Annotated in this window: 17 protein-coding genes; 10 read left to right on the forward strand and 7 right to left on the reverse strand. The window is 27.0% G+C overall.

The window, feature by feature from the left end; all coding sequences use genetic code 11:
* The first annotated feature begins 24 nt into the window (after positions 1-24).
* Positions 25-354, forward strand: a complete 330-nt coding sequence (locus ACRYA_RS01870; protein WP_105917628.1) for a hypothetical protein — start codon at positions 25-27, stop codon at positions 352-354.
* Positions 355-358: 4 nt separating this feature from the next.
* On the opposite strand, the gene ACRYA_RS01875 is transcribed toward ACRYA_RS01870, so the two are convergent.
* Complete coding sequence (locus ACRYA_RS01875; protein ID WP_105917629.1) at positions 359-1,240, reverse strand: 1-aminocyclopropane-1-carboxylate deaminase; 882 nt, start codon at positions 1,238-1,240, stop codon at positions 359-361.
* Between the two features lie 60 nt (positions 1,241-1,300).
* Between ACRYA_RS01875 and ACRYA_RS01880 the strand changes: the two genes are divergently transcribed.
* From ACRYA_RS01880 to ACRYA_RS01900, 5 genes are read left to right on the forward strand one after another with little or no spacing between them, the layout of a single operon-like run.
* On the forward strand, positions 1,301-1,780 hold the full coding sequence (locus tag ACRYA_RS01880; RefSeq protein ID WP_105917630.1) for a MotA/TolQ/ExbB proton channel family protein: 480 nt from the start codon (positions 1,301-1,303) through the stop codon (positions 1,778-1,780).
* Positions 1,777-2,166, forward strand: a complete 390-nt coding sequence (locus tag ACRYA_RS01885; protein ID WP_105917631.1) for an ExbD/TolR family protein — start codon at positions 1,777-1,779, stop codon at positions 2,164-2,166. Before ACRYA_RS01880 ends, ACRYA_RS01885 begins: the two co-directional genes overlap by 4 nt.
* Positions 2,163-3,035 (forward strand): DNA adenine methylase, encoded by an 873-nt coding sequence (locus tag ACRYA_RS01890; RefSeq protein WP_105917632.1) that lies wholly within the window; start codon positions 2,163-2,165, stop codon positions 3,033-3,035. The genes ACRYA_RS01885 and ACRYA_RS01890 overlap by 4 nt, the downstream gene beginning before the upstream one ends.
* The gene (locus ACRYA_RS01895) at positions 3,028-4,407 is read left to right on the forward strand and encodes a DUF262 domain-containing protein (protein WP_105917633.1); all 1,380 of its coding nucleotides are present in this window, start codon (positions 3,028-3,030) and stop codon (positions 4,405-4,407) included. Before ACRYA_RS01890 ends, ACRYA_RS01895 begins: the two co-directional genes overlap by 8 nt.
* Positions 4,408-4,410: 3 nt before the next feature.
* A complete protein-coding gene (locus ACRYA_RS01900) occupies positions 4,411-4,860 on the forward strand; it encodes a HEPN domain-containing protein (RefSeq protein WP_105917634.1) in 450 nt (149 codons plus the stop codon).
* A gap of 112 nt (positions 4,861-4,972) precedes the next feature.
* On the opposite strand, the gene ACRYA_RS01905 is transcribed toward ACRYA_RS01900, so the two are convergent.
* Positions 4,973-6,469 (reverse strand): aldehyde dehydrogenase family protein, encoded by a 1,497-nt coding sequence (locus ACRYA_RS01905; protein WP_105917635.1) that lies wholly within the window; start codon positions 6,467-6,469, stop codon positions 4,973-4,975.
* A 205-nt stretch (positions 6,470-6,674) separates the two neighbouring features.
* Between ACRYA_RS01905 and ACRYA_RS01910 the strand changes: the two genes are divergently transcribed.
* Positions 6,675-7,214, forward strand: coding sequence for a manganese efflux pump MntP (locus tag ACRYA_RS01910; protein ID WP_105917670.1), 540 nt, complete (start codon positions 6,675-6,677; stop codon positions 7,212-7,214).
* 35 nt (positions 7,215-7,249) lie between these two features.
* Here the strand turns inward: ACRYA_RS01910 and ACRYA_RS01915 are convergent, their stop codons facing one another.
* Both ACRYA_RS01915 and ACRYA_RS01920 read right to left on the reverse strand, forming a co-directional pair.
* Positions 7,250-8,089 carry a universal stress protein gene (locus ACRYA_RS01915; RefSeq protein WP_105917636.1) on the reverse strand — a complete coding sequence of 280 codons (840 nt, stop codon included), beginning with the start codon at positions 8,087-8,089 and terminating at the stop codon, positions 7,250-7,252.
* 1 nt (position 8,090) lies between these two features.
* The gene (locus ACRYA_RS01920; protein ID WP_105917637.1) at positions 8,091-9,587 is read right to left on the reverse strand and encodes a SulP family inorganic anion transporter; all 1,497 of its coding nucleotides are present in this window, start codon (positions 9,585-9,587) and stop codon (positions 8,091-8,093) included.
* Positions 9,588-9,756: 169 nt separating this feature from the next.
* Between ACRYA_RS01920 and trpS the strand changes: the two genes are divergently transcribed.
* From trpS to ACRYA_RS01935, 3 genes are read left to right on the forward strand one after another with little or no spacing between them, the layout of a single operon-like run.
* Positions 9,757-10,722, forward strand: coding sequence for a tryptophan--tRNA ligase (trpS, locus tag ACRYA_RS01925; RefSeq protein ID WP_105917671.1), 966 nt, complete (start codon positions 9,757-9,759; stop codon positions 10,720-10,722).
* Positions 10,723-10,771: 49 nt separating this feature from the next.
* Entirely contained in the window at positions 10,772-11,575 is an 804-nt protein-coding gene (locus ACRYA_RS01930) for an ion transporter (RefSeq protein WP_105917638.1), read from the forward strand.
* Positions 11,576-11,590: 15 nt separating this feature from the next.
* The gene (locus tag ACRYA_RS01935) at positions 11,591-12,640 is read left to right on the forward strand and encodes an AI-2E family transporter (RefSeq protein WP_228199769.1); all 1,050 of its coding nucleotides are present in this window, start codon (positions 11,591-11,593) and stop codon (positions 12,638-12,640) included.
* A 3-nt stretch (positions 12,641-12,643) separates the two neighbouring features.
* Here ACRYA_RS01935 and ACRYA_RS01940 read toward each other — a convergent pair whose 3' ends face one another.
* Genes ACRYA_RS01940 through ACRYA_RS01950 form a run of 3 tightly spaced genes read right to left on the reverse strand, consistent with a single transcriptional unit; the run spans position 12,644 to position 14,572 of the window.
* The gene (locus ACRYA_RS01940; protein ID WP_105917639.1) at positions 12,644-13,351 is read right to left on the reverse strand and encodes a class I SAM-dependent DNA methyltransferase; all 708 of its coding nucleotides are present in this window, start codon (positions 13,349-13,351) and stop codon (positions 12,644-12,646) included.
* Complete coding sequence (gene hisG / locus ACRYA_RS01945) at positions 13,351-13,959, reverse strand: ATP phosphoribosyltransferase (protein WP_066155372.1); 609 nt, start codon at positions 13,957-13,959, stop codon at positions 13,351-13,353. The genes ACRYA_RS01940 and hisG overlap by 1 nt, the downstream gene beginning before the upstream one ends.
* Positions 13,937-14,572 carry a type III pantothenate kinase gene (locus tag ACRYA_RS01950; protein WP_105917640.1) on the reverse strand — a complete coding sequence of 212 codons (636 nt, stop codon included), beginning with the start codon at positions 14,570-14,572 and terminating at the stop codon, positions 13,937-13,939. The genes hisG and ACRYA_RS01950 overlap by 23 nt, the downstream gene beginning before the upstream one ends.
* Positions 14,573-14,607 lie beyond the last annotated feature (35 nt).

Consider the following 14,607-nt stretch of genomic DNA (forward strand, 5'->3'; position numbering starts at 1 on the left):
TAATAAACGCTTTTAAGGATAACAATGAAAGATACAAGTCAATACTTTGCAAAAAAAAATATACTTTTTAAAGAGTTAAAAGAGATTTTACCAAAAGAGTTAAAGAGTAAAAAGAAGATAAGAATCTTTGTAGGTTCAAGCACAGATTTAAAATTTTATGCAATATTTGTATTGTCAAGTAAAAGCAGATTTATCAAAAAAAGTTCAGATGAGCTAGAAAATTTGTATAATCTTTTGGTAAATCATCAAAACCATAACTTCAAAGTAAAAACACTATTTATACAAAGTGAAATTTGTAGTAAAACAAAACAACATTTAAAAGATACTGGTTGGACAATAGTAGAGCAAAAGTAGTTTTTTATATAGAGTCTAAATAGTTTGAAAATTTAAATTTATATCTTTCAAGCATCGTTTTATTTCCTAAAACTCCACCTTGATGAATATATAAAAATACGAAATCATCTTTATTTTCTAAATTTTTTACAAAATCTTCAAAAACAATCCATCCTAAACTATCATAAAGTAGGTCAAACTCTATATTTGTTTGTTTTAAAAGTTCTATATGTTTAAAATAAAACTCTTTATAAAGTTTTCCAAAATGATATTTTTTCTCTTTTTTTAAAATTTTTGGATGATTTTTTTCTTCTAAAGCTAAAAACTGCTCTTTTAAGTACTTATCATCACCTACGCAAGAGCAAGTAAAAACTTCAAAAGGCAAAAATTTTTGTAAATATAGTGCAGTTGTTCCCGTACCGCTTGGTAAAAATATTTTCAGTTTCTTATCTTCAAAATTTTGTTCTTTTGCCCAATATTTTATTTCGTTTGCTAATATTTCTATTCCAAAGCTAGCCTCTTTTACTGCTCCGCCTTCACTTATGAATAACTCATTTTCTTTAAAATTTTGTGGAACTTCAGCAATAATTAAATTCATACCATTTTTAATTGATTCTTTGTAATTTCCATTTGGATTTTTACTTAAAATATCTGGTAAATGTGATACATAGTAGTCAAAATTTAGATTTTTTAATTTGCACAAAACAGATAAAGAGTACATTGCATTTGATTGATTTGAGCCATGAGATATTATTTTTTCAATACCTTGTAAATTATTTTTTAAAAAGTAGTAAAATTTTCTAGCTTTATTTCCACTAAAATCACTATGTAGCAAATCATCTCTTTTTACAAAATATTTTTGATTGTTTAAAAAAATTTTAGATGTTTTTGAGTTTATAAATTGCATAAATACCTATTTGTAAATAATTTTTCAATATAATATCTAAAAATTTCAAAAGGCTTTCATATGAACTTATTAGAATTTATAGACAAGGGTGGGATTATAGTCTATATTTTAATTTTCTTAAATATTATTGGGTTTACAATAATTATTTGGAAATTTACAACTCTTCCTCAGGTCAATAAAACAATAGCAAAAATAGCTTCAAGATTGGATTTTAATCACTCAACAAATGCACAAATTGAGTATGAAGTAAAAAAATTAGAATCAGGTCTTGTAATTATAAAAAATATTGCAATAATCTCTCCACTCCTTGGACTTTTAGGAACTGTTGTTGGAATTTATAGTTCATTTGAAGAGATAACGATAAAAGGTTTAGGTGATCCTACAATATTTTCAGGTGGAATTGCAGTTGCTCTTATTACAACAATTGCTGGGATAATTGTATCAATTCCTCATCAAATAGCCTACAATCACTTCATAAGCCTTGTTGATAAAATCGAAATAAAAGCTAAAAAAGAGCTAGTAAAAGAAGAAAATAGATGAAACGAAGAGAGCATTTGGGACTTGATTTAACACCAATTATTGATGTTGTTTTTATTCTTTTAATCTTTTTTATAGTTACAAGTGTTTTTAAAAAAGAGGAACTTGCTCTTATGCTTGAACTTCCTAGCTCAAATGCAAAAAGTATGCAAGTAAAATCTGAACAAATTTTTATAGAGTTAAGTGTAGATAAACTAGCTATTAGAGGTATTGAAGTCTCATTTTCTTCACTAGAAGATAATCTAAAAAGTATAAAAAACAAAGAAGAACCTGTAATTGTTAGAATTGATAAAAAAGTACCATATGAAAAAGTTGTAAAAGTTCTTGATTTACTTCAAAAATATAGTTTGAATAATTTGGCTTTGGTTACGAATGAAGAGAAAAAATGACAAAAGCAGTAGTAAGAGAAAAAACTTTTCAACCATTTGTAAAATGGGTAGGTGGAAAAAGAGGATTACTATCTCAAATAATTCCACTATTGCCAAAAAAATTTAATAACTATTTTGAGCCATTTGTTGGTGGTGGAGCTTTGTTTTTTGAATTAAAGAATTTAGGATTACTTGATAATAAAGAGATTTTTTTGTTTGATATAAACTCTGAACTTATAAATGCCTATAATGTAGTAAAAAACTATCCAAATCAGCTTATAAATGAACTTGAAACTTTTAAACAAAAACATACTAAAGAGTTTTATTATGAGATTAGAGCTTGGGATAGACAAAATAATTTTTTACAAAGAAGCGAAATACAAAGAGCTTCAAGATTTATATATCTAAACAAAACTTGTTTTAATGGGCTTTATAGAGTAAATAAAAAGAATCAAAATAATGTTCCAATAGGAAATTATAAAAATCCAAATATTTGTGATTATGGTGTGATTTTGAGTGCTAGTAATGCTTTGCAAAATGTAAATATTTTAAATGATAGTTATAAAGAAGTTTTAAAATATGCTTCAAAAGATGATTTGGTTTATTTTGATCCACCGTATTATCCACTTACACAAACTTCTAGTTTTACTTCATATAGTGAATTTGAGTTTTTAGAAAAAGAGCAAATTGAACTTTTTGATATTTTTAGAAGTTTGAGTGAAAAGAGATGTAAAGTTGCACAAAGTAATTCAAATAGTAAATTTATAAATAATGTGTATAATGAATATAAAATATATGAAATTATTTTTGCAAATAGAAATATTAATAGTAAAATATCTCAAAGAGGAAAAATTCAAGAACTTTTAATTAGGAGTTATAAAAATGAGTGAAATTATTACATGCGAACAAAATAATAAAATGCCAAAAAATTTAATAGAATCATTAAATTTTAATCAAGGTGGAATAGGAAGGCACAGATGTGTTTTATGTGCATATCAAAATGGTATAAAAGATGGAGAAAGTAAAGCTTTAGATTTTACAAATGAAGATGAAATTGAAGAGTGTCAGCATGGTAGAAAAGCTTTAAAATCTAGTATTAAAATTATTCATATAAATCAAAAACCAACTCAAGGAAGACATAAATGCGCAATTTGTGCATATAATTTAGGTTATGAAATAGGTGTTGGTGATAGAGAAAATGATTTTGATGAGTTTAACGAAGATGAAAATGAAGATGAAAGTCCAATTTATGATATTACTACTTTTGGAACATCCGCTGATGTAAGAACTATATATAATAGGCTATCTAAAAATAAATATTATATCCCATCTTTTCAAAGAGATTATGTTTGGAAAGTTCCTCAAGCTTCAAAATTAATAGAATCATTGGTGATGGGACTTCCTATTCCATCGATATTTATGGCAAAAGATGAAGGGAAAGATGAAAACTATTATATCATTGATGGACAACAAAGATTAAAATCAATTGAAAAATTTTATAATGGAGAGTTTGCTTTAGAAAGTGTTGCTAAAAAACTTTATGGATTAGATTTCAATGGTAAAACTTATAATGAACTTGAGGAGAAATTAAAAGATAGAATAGATGAATATGCTATTCAGTTGATAATTATCAAACAAGATAAGCCAGATGATAATAATGATAGCATATACAAAATTTTTGAAAGAATAAATACTGAGGGCACAAAGCTTTTACCTCAAGAAATAAGAGCTTCTTCATATCATGGTAAATTTAATGAATTGTTATCAGAATTAGCAAATAAACAAAAATGGATTGATTTTATTCAAATGAAAAATACTAGAAAATCACATGAAGAATTAATCCTGAGATTTTTTGCTCTTTACTTTGATTTAGAAAATTATAAATCACCAATGAAGCACTTTTTAAATGTTTATATGAGTAAAAATAGACATTTAAAATATAATCAAAAACAAGATATTGAAAATATTTTTGAAAAAACTATAAATATTTGTTCACAATTTCTTACAAAAGAAGATATTTGTTTAATAGGAAGTAATAGAGTAAATACTCAATTATTAGACTCAATTTTAGTTGGTATAGCAAAAAATATAGATAATCAAAAATTAGTAAATAGTGGATATATAAAAAATAAGTTGGATGATTTAAAAGCTAATATAGAAAAAGAAGATTATAAACAAAGAGAATATTGGGAGTCAAGAAATTCTAAAACGGAATTTGTAAAAGGAAGATGTGAAATTACTATTCAGCTTTTTGGAGAATAATTTATGAAAAATAAAATTGAAAACTTATTAAACAAAGATTATTCTCAGTTAGATGAAGAGATAACCTCTCATTTACAGAATTATGTATGCATTTTAATATCAAGTTATTTAGAAATAGAAATTAATAATCAACTAACAGAATATAAAAAGACACAGCATTTTAAAACACATGAATGTATGAAAAAATTAAGTGGTGAAAAGTTACAAAATGCAACTTGGTGTAAAATAAAACCTATTTTAGGAACTATTGAAGATGATTTTCCATATAATTTGAAAAATGCTATTAGTGATTTTGAACTTACAATTCAAGCTATTCAAAGTATTATTGATAATAGAAATAATATAGCTCATGGTAAAAATATAAATGTATTAACTATTCAAGTGTTAAATCAAAATTTTATTAAAATTGATAATTTTGTTTCGGAATTAAAAAAAATATTTTCTATGTTATGATTTTTTGTAAATAAAAGCAAAGAAGCAAACTTTTTATTGATTATGCATGAGCATCTGTTTGTATTTCAAAAATGAAAATAGAGGCTAAAAAAGCCTCTATTATCTTAAGATATTAAAAAAATCCTAAAGCTTTTGTATTAAATGAAGTTAAAATATTTTTTGTATGTCTATAGTTATTTAACATCATCATATGAGTTTCTCTTCCAATTCCAGATTTTTTATATCCACCAAAAGAGGCATGAGCTGGATAAACATGATAACAATTTACCCAAATTCTTCCAGCTTGAATAGCTCTTGATGCTCTATGAATTTGATGAGCATCTCTTGACCAAACTCCAGCACCCAATCCATAAATAGTATCATTTGCAATTTCAATAGCCTCTTTCTCATCTTTGAAAGTAGTTACAGATAAAACAGGTCCAAAAATCTCCTCTTGGAAAATTCTCATTTTATTGTGACCTTTAAAAATTGTTGGCTCTATATAAAATCCATCTGGATTTATAGAAGAGTGATAAATATCTCCACCAACTAAACACTGAGCACCATCTTCTTTTGCAATATTTAAATATTTTGCAATTTTCTCTTTTTGGTTAAAAGAGTTTTGAGCTCCCATTGTATTTTCTGTATCAAGAGGATTTCCAAGCTTAATAGCTTTTACCCTTTCTATAACTCTTTTCATAAATGGCTCATAAATTGACTCTTGTATCAATGCTCTTGATGGACAAGTACAAACCTCTCCACTATTAAATGCAAATAGAACTAAACCTTCTATTGCTTTGTCAAAAAACTCATCATCCTCTTGCATAATTGATTCAAAAAAGACATTTGGAGATTTCCCACCAAGCTCTAGAGTTGATGGAATAATATTTTCAGTTGCATATCTCATAATCTCTTGACCTGTGCTTGTCTCTCCTGTAAATGCAACTTTTTTAACATCAGGATGAGTTACAAGATGTTTACCTATTTTTCCACCCGCACCATTTACTACATTTATAACACCTTTTGGTAAAACATCTTTGATTAAATCCAAAAATAGAAGTATTGAAAGTGGAGTTGAACTAGCTGGTTTTAAAACAACACAATTTCCAGCAGCAATTGCAGGTGCTAGTTTCCAAGCTGCCATTAAAAGTGGGAAGTTCCAAGGGATAATTTGAGCAACAACACCATAAGGTTCATAAATCTCTTGAGAAATTGTATTTTCATCTAAATCAGAGATAGTTCCAGATTCAGCTCTTATAACAGATGCAAAATATCTAAAATGGTCTATAAATAAAGGTAAATCTGCATTTAATGTCTCTCTTACAGCTTTTCCATTATCAAGAGTTTCAGCAATTGCCAACATTTCAAGATTTGCCTCTACAATATCTGCAATTTTGTTTAATAAAGCACTTCTTTGAGTAACAGATGTGTGCTTAAACACTTCAAAACCTTTTTTTGCAGCCTCAACTGCTAAATCAACATCTTTTTCATTTGATCTTGGAATTTTTGTAAGCAATTTTCCATCAACTGGAGAAATATTTTCAATATACTCACCACTATTTGGAACAATCCACTCTCCACCTATAAAATTCTCATACTGATTTTTATATTTTGGTCTTTCATAAATCATAATAACTCCTTAATGATATTTGATATCAAAACACTAGCATATATAAATGGCATTTTAGTGACAATAATAAAAAGAGCTCTTTTTCATAAAAAAATCTATATATTTGTTACAATTTGTTACAAATATATATCAAAAAAGAGATTTTAAACTTTTATCTAATTTGGTTATAATTTCGGCTTTATATTTAAAAAAAGGGATTATGTATATGTTAGAAGTTTTGATATTGGCGTTTGCTTTAAGTATGGATGCATTTGCAGTTTCTATTGGTCTTGGAATAAAAAATAAGCAAGATATAAAAACTATGGCTTTAAAAGCTGGGTTATTTTTTGGAATTTTTCAAGCTTTTATGCCATTTTTAGGATTCTTAGGTGGTATTGGTTTAAGAGAGTATATTCAAGGATATGACAAAATTGTGGCATTTGTTTTACTTTTACTTATAGGTGGAAAGATGCTATATGAAGCATTTAATGAAAATGTAGAAGAAGAGATAGCACAAGTAACAAACAAACTATTATTAACTTTAGCAATTGCAACAAGTCTTGATGCTATGGCTGCTGGATATAGCTTACATCTGTTTTCTGTAAATATATATTTATCAATTTTTATTATTGGATTTGTTACATTTATTATTAGTTATATTGGAGTTTATGTAGGAAGTCGTGGTGGAGAAAAATATGAGAGTAAAGCTGAAATTTTGGGTGGAGTTGTTTTGATTCTAATTGGATTTAAAATTTTACTTTTTTAAGTAGTTAAAAAAAAGAAGCTTAAAACTTCTCCTTTTTATCTAAACAATAATAATGGAACTTTTGATTTTAAAATCATATTTGTTGTAAAACTTCCAAAAATTGCACTTCTAAATCTATTATGACTATAAGCTCCCATAGCTATAATATCAGCGTTTATACTTTGTTGATAATTCAAAATAGCTTCTAATTTATCTCCACTTAAAGATGAAGTTTCAACATCTATATTTGCATTTTTGAATATCAAACTAGCTTCGTTTAAAACTCTATATGACTCATTTTTATCGTTATTTATATTTACAATATATCTTTTTGTATTTGGAAATATTGGATTTTTTACTGCAATATCAATTGATTTTTTTGCATAAGAGCTTCCATCATAAGCCATTAATATAGAATTTACCTCTTTAAACTCACTATTTACAAGTAAAATTGGAATATTTAGTGTTCTAATTAACTCTTCAACATTTGCTCCTATATCTTTACTATTTTCACCATTTAAGCCAATAATTGCAATTTTTAAATCACTTCCTAACTCATCTAAAGTCTCATACAAAGTTCCATGTCTTTGAAGAGTTGTGAAGTTTGTGAACTCTTTTGATTTAACATACTCTTGCATCTGTTTTAAAATAGCTTTTCCTTTTGAAATTTGTTCTTGACTTCTTTTAGCATCTTCATCAACCAAAATCTCAAGTAGTACATCTTTTGCACCAAGACCAATATTTCCAGAAAAATCAACTACATTTGAAATTTTTGAATGCTCAATTACATTTAGTAAAACAAGAGGTAAATCAAGATTTTTGGCTATAAAAACTCCATAATCACAAACTGCTTTTGAAAAATTCGAGCCATCAAGGCAAACTAATACTTTATTCATTTTAATCTCCTTTGATTACTTTTTCTATCATTTCAGGTTTGTCATGAACACCAAATCTATCAATTATAGTTTTACTTGCTTCATTTTGTCCAATAACTTCAACAATAGCACCTTCTCTTCTTAATTTTATAACCACTTTATCAAGTGCATAAACAGCAGAAATATCCCAAAAATGAGCTCTTGAAACATCTATAATTACTCTATCTAAAACCTCTTTAAAATTTATGCTATCATAAAATTTATCTGCACTATTAAAAAATACCTGTCCTATAAACTTATAAGTTTTGATACTTTTATTCTCATTATATGAAGTTTCACAAGACATAAAGTGTGAAATCTTATTTGCAAAAAATAAAGAAGCAAACAGAACTCCTGTTATTACTCCAAGGGCTAAATTATGAGTATAAACAGTTACAACAACAGTTGAAAGCATTACAATATTTGTAGAAAGTGGTAGAGTTTTTAGATTCTTTATTGAAGCCCAATCAAATGTTCCAATAGATACCATAATCATAACAGCAACCAAAGCGGCCATAGGAATAATTGAGATAATATCAGATAAAAATACGACCATAATTAAAAGATAAAAACCTGCCAAAAAAGTAGATAATCTTCCTCTCCCTCCTGATTTTACATTTATTATTGACTGTCCAATCATCGCGCATCCAGCCATTCCACCAATACATCCAGAAGCTATATTTGCAACTCCTTGCCCTTTTGCTTCTCTTGTTTTATCACTTGAAGTATCTGTTAGTTCATCAACTATTGTTGTTGTCATAAATGATTCAAGTAATCCAACAACTGCTAAAGCAAGAGAATAAGGTAAAATAATCCATAAAGTCTCTAAAGTTAATGGAACTTCTGGCCACAAAAATATAGGTAAAGTATCAGGAAGTTCTCCCATATCTGCTACATTTCTTACATCCCAACCCACAAAATATACAAAAATAGTTAAAACAATAATTGTAACAAGTGGTGATGGAAGCATTTTTCCTATTTTTGGAATATAAGGAAATAAATAGATTATTCCAAGTCCCACAGCAGTTAGTGCATAAACATGCCAAGTTACATCTGTAAGTTCTGGAAGTTGTGCCATAAAAATCAAAATAGCCAAAGCATTTACAAATCCAATTACAACAGCTCGTGCTACAAAACTCATAAGTTTAGCAACTCCAAGATAGCCTAAAATTATTTGAATAACACCTGTTAAAATAGTGGCTGCAAGTAAATATTGAAGCCCATGCTCTTTTACAAGTGTAACCATTAAAAGAGCCATAGCTCCAGTTGCAGCACTAATCATTGCAGGTCTTCCACCCACAAAAGAGATTACAACTGCAATACAAAAAGATGCATAAAGACCAATTTTTGGATCAACTCCCGCAATAATTGAAAAAGCTATTGCTTCAGGTATTAGTGCAAGAGCTACTACAAGACCTGAAATTGAATCTGCTTTTATATTTGAGAACCATTCATCTTTTTTAAAGTATTTTTGTACCATCTAGTTCCTTATTGATTTATATATTTTAAGTTTAAATAGAGTTAATTTTATTGTTAAATAAAAGGTGAAGATTATACTTAAAAAAATTTAAGCCCTCTTTAATAGATTTACTAATGCTTTTAGCTACTTTTGATATAATCCAAACAAAAAAATATAGGAGAATTTGGTTTTGAGAATTTTATCAGGTATTCAACCATCAGGAACAATTCATATAGGAAACTACTTTGGTATGGTAAAAAAGATGATAGAGTCACAAAATGATGGTGAACTATTTGCTTTTATAGCTTCATATCATGCACTAACAAGTGTAAAAGATAAAGAGTTTTTAGAGAAAAACTCTTATGAAGCAGCTATAAATTTTTTGGCTCTTGGAATGGATATTGAGAAATCAACTTTTTGGATACAACACGATGTTAAAGAGGTTTTAGAGTTATACTGGATATTATCAAACCACACTTCTATGGGGCTATTAGAACGTGCTCACTCATACAAAGATAAAACTTCAAGAGGAATTAGTGCAAGTCATGGGCTTTTTTCATATCCAGTTTTAATGGCTGCTGATATTTTACTTTTTGATTCAAATATAGTTCCAGTTGGACGTGACCAAATACAACACGTTGAGATGACAAGAGATATTGCAATCTCATTTAATCATGCATATAAAAAAGATATTTTTGTTTTACCAACTGCAAAAGTAGATGAAAATGTTGCAACAGTTTTAGGAACTGATGGAGCTAAAATGAGTAAATCTTATAACAATACAATAGATATGTTTACAAGTACTAAAGAGCGAAAAAAACAAGTTATGAAAATAGTAACTGATTCAAAAGAGCTTGATGAGCCAAAAGAGTGGGAAAATTGCAATATTTACAATATCTCAAAACTATTTATGAGTGATGTTGAGTTAAAAGATTTACAAAAAAGATATGAAACAGCAGGTGAGGGTTATGGTCACTTTAAACTTACACTTCTTGAAAAAATAGAAGATTTTTTTGCACCTTATGAAGAAAAAAGAGCAAAACTTTTAGAAAATCCAATAAAGGTGCGAGAAATGCTCTCTTTTGGAGCTAGTAAAGCAAGAAAAATAGCAAGTGAAAAAATAAGAGAAATTAGAGATATAGTAGGCTTAATTTAAATCTATAGTTTTTTAATCTATTATTTCAAAATTTTTTAAAAGGAGTTTTATGTATCATAAAATTAAAAATATCGTGGATAGTGCATTTTTTTCAAAAATAATTATCTATTTGATAGTTTTAAATGGTATTACAATGGGTTTAGAGACTTCAAAAACTTTTATGCAAAGTTATGGAGTTTACACAACATTATTTAATCAAATTGTTATTACGATTTTTACAATTGAGATTGCTTTGCGAATTTATGTTCACAGAGTATCTTTTTTCAAAGATCCTTGGAGTTTGTTTGATTTTTTTGTTGTAGCAATATCTTTAGTTCCTACAAGTTCAGGATTTGAAATACTAAGAGTCTTAAGAGTTTTAAGGCTATTTAGACTTATAACTGCTGTTCCTCAAATGAGAAAAATAGTTTCAGCACTAATTAGCGTAATTCCAGGAATGTTATCTGTAATTGCTTTAATGACACTGTTTTTTTATATTTTCGCAATTATGTCAACACAACTTTTTGGTGAGAAATTCCCCCTATGGTTTGGAACATTAGGTGAGTCGTTTTATACTCTATTTCAAATTATGACTTTAGAGTCTTGGTCTATGGGAATTGTAAGACCTGTAATGGATGTTTATCCTTATGCTTGGGTTTTCTTTGTTCCATTTATATTTGTAGTAACTTTTGTAATGATAAATTTAGTTGTAGCAATAATTGTTGATGCTATGGCTATTTTAAACAAAGAGGAAGAGCAAAATATAATAGATGAGATACAATTACAAGATAATAGTCTAAATAAAGAGATAAAAGAGCTAAGAAATGAGATTAGTGAGCTAAAACATTTACTAAAAAATCATTTAGAAAAATAGAAAAAGGATAAACAGATGATGGATGCAATAAATTTAAAAAACTATTTTTTCTATTTTGCTAGTTTTGTAGTAATTATTGCTGGAGTTAAAATGGCAAGTGAAGTGGTAGTTATACTATTTTTAGCTATTTTTATATCTTCTATATTCTCATCTGTTTTAAATCTACTAAAAAAGAGAAAAATTCCAAAAATAATTTCATATTTACTTCTAGCTTTAATTGTTTTAATAGTTGGATTTATGTTTGTTTATGTAATAAATATCTCTTTAAAAGATTTTTTAACAAATCTTCCACTTTATGAAGAGAAACTAAAAAATTTGGTTTTAAACTCTATTCACCTTGTTCAAAATTATGGATTCGAGATTGAAATTGACAGAGCAAAAATTATGGAAGTTTTAAATTTCGGTTCTTTTTTTGGTGTAACTAAAAATATTATTGGAAGTATTGGAGCATTTTTATCTCAATTTTTATTGGTAATTATTGGAGTTGCATTTATTCTTGCTGAATCAAAATCTTTTCAAACAAAACTAAAAGTAATCTTTAGAAATAACTCAAAAAAACTAGAACATTTTAATCTATTCTCATATAACATTCAAAAATATTTTGTAGTTAAATCTTTTACAAGTTTTCTAACAGGATTTATAGTTACTTTGATGTTAATGCTTTTTGATGTTGATTATCCAGTTTTGTGGGGAGTTATAGCAATGCTATTTAACTTTGTTCCAGTAATTGGTTCAATAGTAGCTTCTATTCCTGCAATACTTTTAGCACTAATGAATCTTGATATTGGTTCTGCTATTTGGGTAATTGTGCTTTATATGGTAATTAATATATCTATTAGTAACATCTTAGAACCAAAGCTAATGGGAAGAGAGCTTGGCTTATCACCTTTAGTAATATTTTTCTCTTTGATATTTTGGGGTTATATTTTAGGAATTGTTGGAATGTTTTTGGCAGTTCCAATAACTATGACTTTAAAAATAGCTTTTGATTCAAACTCAAATAGCCGTTGGCTTGGTATTTTAATGTCTGATTTATCAAGAAAAAAACTAAAAAGAAGAGTTTAATTATTATAAATATTTTTTACAAATAAATATTAATTTATCTGCACACTCATTTGTGTGAAGAAAAAACTCTTTTATCTCAACAATCTCAAAACCAGAGTTTTTTATAATCTTTTCTAAAAACTCTTTTTTATGGTACTCTTGTACTATTTTGTCTTGTTCTTTTGTATATTTTCCACTCTCTTCTTTTTCAAAAAGTGTAATATTTGTTTGAAGTTTATCATTTTCAAAAAAAGCATCAATCGCTATAAACTTATCTTCAATATCAATATTTATAGTCCCTTGAGCTACTTCATCAAAACCAAAATATGTGTTTACATCAAATATAAAATAAGCATTTCGATTTAAAACTTTATTAACTTGTAAAATAAATTTTTCTAGCTCAATTTTTGGAATATAGTTTAAAACATCAAAAATTGCAGTTGCACAATCAAATTTTTCTTCTAGTTTTTCAACATCTTCAAGAGATATTGCTTTTGCATTTAAGCCTTTTTCTTGACATATTTTTATCTGTTCAATACTTAAATCAATACCAAAAGCTTTTTTTTTGTTTACTTTTAAATTATTTAAAAAATAGCCTTGACCACAACCAATATCGATGATATTGTCCAAATCATTTACCATAATAAACTTCAAAAACTCTTTGTGAAGAGAGTAAATCTCCTCTTCAAAATCTAAATAAGGCTCTATTCTTGCATATAAATCAAGCCCCATTATAAAAATTTCTCTAGCTTATCTTTTAAATCAAAAATCAAATCTTTTTTTGCATAAAATGAGTTTTTATTTGCTATTAAGTGAGCTGTTGTTTCCATTATTGTTGGTCCTACTTCTAAACCATTTTGTTTCATAGTTTCACCAGTTTCTACAATATCAACAATACAGTCACAAAGCCCAACCAAAGGTGCTAGCTCAATAGAGCCATAAAGTTTTATGATCTCTACTGCCATAGCTTTTTGTTCAAAATATTTTTTGGCTATTTTTTCATGTTTTGTAGCTATTGTTATTTTACTTTTATCAAAATTTAGTTTCTCTCCAGCTCTTAAACCAAAAGCAACTTTACAACGGCCAAGTTTTAAATCCAAAAGCTTTATTAAGTCGTACTCTTTCTCTTCTAAAACATCAAGCCCAACAACTCCTAAATCAGCAGCTCCATGCATAACATAAGTTGGTACATCTTGATTTCTTACATTTAAAAATTTAAAACCACTTTTTTCTAAGATTAGTTTTCTATCTTCAAAAACAAACTTCTCTCCAAAAGCTTTTTCAAATCTATCAAGAGTTTCATCTGCAATTCTTCCTTTAGGAAGGGCGATTGTTAGCATCTATTATCCTTTTCATATTTTCAAATATTAAATTTTTTTTATATATACTATTTTCAAAAAATTGGCTCAAAAACTCTCCATCTCCACCTGTAAATATTATATTTTTATTTTTACAAATCTCAATTATAGGTAAAATGATAGATTTTATTAAAGCAAAAAAAACAGCATCTTTTGTTTGAAGCGGTATTTTATCTAAATTAATATTTTTTTCAAAATCACTTTTTGATATTTCTAGCTTTTTTGATATATTTTTATAACTTTTTAAAAAACTATTTAATCCCAAAAATATAAATCCACCCATGTGTTTTTTGTTTTCAATTATATCTACAGTTATTGCACTTCCTGCATCAATGATAACTGCATTTTCTTCAAAACTACATGCAACTGCTCTATCTATTCCTAAACCTAAATAATCAGTTTTAAAATTTATAAAACTAGATAAATTTTTTGCATGAGGATTTTTTTTAAGAAGTTTTTTTGTAGCTTTTTCATTTACACTTATATAAAAAATATCATCTTCAAACTTTGGGATTTTATCATTTTTGTAGTAATTTTTTATATTTTTATCTATTAAAAACTTTGTACTTGTATTTCCAATATCACATAAAATCAAATTTTGCCTTTGTTCTTTTTAAAATTTTGATTTTA

This window comes from Aliarcobacter cryaerophilus ATCC 43158, from assembly GCF_003660105.1.
Lineage (GTDB): Bacteria > Campylobacterota > Campylobacteria > Campylobacterales > Arcobacteraceae > Aliarcobacter > Aliarcobacter cryaerophilus.

Bases quoted from the DNA above. Each gene is read 5' to 3' on its own strand.
- ACRYA_RS01930 (WP_105917638.1), top strand. From the start codon at position 10,772: ATGTATCATAAAATTAAAAATATCGTGGATAGTGCATTTTTTTCAAAA.
- ACRYA_RS01875 (WP_105917629.1), bottom strand. From the start codon at position 1,240: ATGCAATTTATAAACTCAAAAACATCTAAAATTTTTTTAAACAATCAA.
- hisG (WP_066155372.1), bottom strand. From the start codon at position 13,959: ATGCTAACAATCGCCCTTCCTAAAGGAAGAATTGCAGATGAAACTCTT.
- ACRYA_RS01905 (WP_105917635.1), bottom strand. From the start codon at position 6,469: ATGATTTATGAAAGACCAAAATATAAAAATCAGTATGAGAATTTTATA.
- ACRYA_RS01890 (WP_105917632.1), top strand. From the start codon at position 2,163: ATGACAAAAGCAGTAGTAAGAGAAAAAACTTTTCAACCATTTGTAAAA.
- ACRYA_RS01895 (WP_105917633.1), top strand. From the start codon at position 3,028: ATGAGTGAAATTATTACATGCGAACAAAATAATAAAATGCCAAAAAAT.
- ACRYA_RS01915 (WP_105917636.1), bottom strand. From the start codon at position 8,089: ATGAATAAAGTATTAGTTTGCCTTGATGGCTCGAATTTTTCAAAAGCA.
- ACRYA_RS01935 (WP_228199769.1), top strand. From the start codon at position 11,591: ATGATGGATGCAATAAATTTAAAAAACTATTTTTTCTATTTTGCTAGT.
- ACRYA_RS01870 (WP_105917628.1), top strand. From the start codon at position 25: ATGAAAGATACAAGTCAATACTTTGCAAAAAAAAATATACTTTTTAAA.
- ACRYA_RS01885 (WP_105917631.1), top strand. From the start codon at position 1,777: ATGAAACGAAGAGAGCATTTGGGACTTGATTTAACACCAATTATTGAT.
- ACRYA_RS01880 (WP_105917630.1), top strand. From the start codon at position 1,301: ATGAACTTATTAGAATTTATAGACAAGGGTGGGATTATAGTCTATATT.
- ACRYA_RS01900 (WP_105917634.1), top strand. From the start codon at position 4,411: ATGAAAAATAAAATTGAAAACTTATTAAACAAAGATTATTCTCAGTTA.
- ACRYA_RS01940 (WP_105917639.1), bottom strand. From the start codon at position 13,351: ATGGGGCTTGATTTATATGCAAGAATAGAGCCTTATTTAGATTTTGAA.
- ACRYA_RS01910 (WP_105917670.1), top strand. From the start codon at position 6,675: ATGTTAGAAGTTTTGATATTGGCGTTTGCTTTAAGTATGGATGCATTT.
- ACRYA_RS01920 (WP_105917637.1), bottom strand. From the start codon at position 9,587: ATGGTACAAAAATACTTTAAAAAAGATGAATGGTTCTCAAATATAAAA.